Annotated in this window: 1 protein-coding gene; it reads right to left on the reverse strand. The window is 69.2% G+C overall.

Going from position 1 to position 2,040, the window contains the following annotated elements; genetic code table 11:
• Nucleotides 1-144: 144 nt before the first annotated feature.
• Nucleotides 145-1,614 (reverse strand): Cys-Gln thioester bond-forming surface protein, encoded by a 1,470-nt coding sequence (locus AB0O00_RS37120; protein WP_363659107.1) that lies wholly within the window; start codon nucleotides 1,612-1,614, stop codon nucleotides 145-147.
• Nucleotides 1,615-2,040 lie beyond the last annotated feature (426 nt).

Below are 2,040 nucleotides of genomic sequence, written 5' to 3' on the forward strand. Positions count from 1 at the left end.
GCCTGTCGGCGACCCACCCGCCGGAGGCCACCCCGCCCGTAACGCCGACGGCCCGGCTCCCCGCAGCTGGTGCGGGGAGCCGGGCCGTGGCGTTGCTCAGCCGTGCGGCTGGTGCGTCCTACCGGTTACCGGTGGCTACCGGGTTCAGGCGGCGCTGCCACCGTGGCGGCCACGGCGACGCAGGAAGAACACCGCGGCACCACCGGCGATGACCAGGGCGCCGGCGACACCGGCCAGGATCGGGGTGTTGCTGCTGGCACCGGTCTGGGCCAGACCACCGGTGCCCGGGGCCGAGCTGGTGGCGACCGGGGCCGGGTGGGCGGCGGTGCTCACCGAGGCGGACGGGGTGCCCGACGGGGTGGCGCCCGGGGTGGTCGGCTTCGGGGTCACCGACGGGGTGGACGGGCTGGTGCTCGGGGTCACCGGGGTGCCGGTGCCCTTGCAGTCCAGGATGCCCTTGAAGTTGTTGGTGTAGCCGTTCGGGCCGGTGACGGTGATGTCGTAGGCGGCCTTGTTGTTGACCGGGACGACCAGGCTCTCGGTCTTGCCGGGCTGGACGACCAGGTCCTTGCCCACCGGCTTCACGTTGACGGTGCCGGCCTCGTCACCGCCGTTGGCGACGGTCACCCGCACGCCGTTGCTGTCGCACTCGACCTGGGCGATGCTGTCGAGCAGCGCGCCCTTGCCCTGCTTCCAGGTGGCCTTGGCGGTGGCGCTGACGCTCAGCTTGCTGGAGCCGGCCAGGATCATGGTCTGGCTGTGCTTCTCGGGGGTGTAGCCCTCGCTGAGGAAGACGCGGCCGCTGGGCACGACCGTCTCGGCCGAGGCGGTGAGGGTGGCCCCACCGTCCGGGGTGCCGGCCGGGACGTCCAGGAAGAGCTGGGTGTCCTTGGCGATCGGGCCGTTGAGGGCGCCGTTGACCTGCTTGCCGTCCTTGTCGAGGACCTTGATCTTGTCGGCGGCCGAACCGGCCACCGCCAGCTTCACCTGGGCGGCGCTGGAGTTGAGCGTGAACGGGCCGACCTTGCCGCCCGACTTCCCGGAGGCCGACTCCGGGGCGAGGGTCAGCGAGGGCTTCGGCTCGGCCGCGACGCCCTTGTTCTTGTCGCCGATCAGGTAGTCGCGCAGCTGCTTGGCCTTGGCGTCCTGCGGGGTGGCGTTCTTGCCGTCCGAGAACTTCCAGATCGCGGCCTGGGTGCCGGCGGCGGCGTCCTCGGGGGACAGCACGCCGTCGATGATGCCGGCGTCCTTGGACAGCTTGGTGAGGTCGGTGACCTGCGGGTAGGAGTTCTCCAGGATCCAGCGGATCTTGGAGGCGTCCTCCGCCTTCTCCTTGCGGCCGAGCGAGCTCGACTTCCAGTCCGACTCCTGGTACTGCGCCCCGCTGTCGAGGTAGACGGGGTTGCCGAAGTCGATGCAGTAGGTCTGGAGCTCACCGCTGGCCGTCCTGAGCGTGAACAGACCGCCCTTGACGCTGTCGCCGCCCTCGATGTCGATCTGCTCGCCGAGCATCGTGTCCTGGACGATGGCGGTCACGCCCGCGCCGGGTGCGGCCGCAGCCGCCGCACCGGCCGCGAACAGACCTCCGCCCAGCGCGAGGCTGGTCGTGAGCATGACAGTAGCTATGCGGGGAAGACTCCGCCCCTGCATCTGAACCATCTGGTTTCCCTCCGGGCCGGGCCGTGCCGATGGGCAGCCCGCCGACTTGCCTTGCCGCGAGCGCCCCCTGTGGCGCCTCTGCGGGGTTATGAACCAGATGAATCCTATTGAGCCCCGGAGATCCGCAAACCACCATGCGAAATCAGGACAGTTCCGTATCTGTATCGTTATCAATCCTCCCAGTTTCCACACAAGCTGACGATCTGCCAGAAACTCTCCGCGACTTTCTGTTATCGGGACGGGATTGCGCGTGCGGGCGCAACAACCGCCTCGATCTACATATTTGTCGACAGTTTTGGTCGACTCCGAGTCAGATCAGCGCGGACGGTGACCCGGCCGCCGGTGACGAGCGCGGCGGCGAAGAACGGCGCGGCGTTGGAC

The sequence above is a fragment of the Kitasatospora sp. NPDC093558 genome (genome assembly GCF_040683475.1).
In the GTDB taxonomy this organism is placed as follows: Bacteria; Actinomycetota; Actinomycetes; order Streptomycetales; family Streptomycetaceae; genus Kitasatospora.

Excerpts from the sequence above, each read along its gene's own strand:
- AB0O00_RS37120 (WP_363659107.1), bottom strand. The coding sequence starts at position 1,614 with ATGCTCACGACCAGCCTCGCGCTGGGCGGAGGTCTGTTCGCGGCCGGT.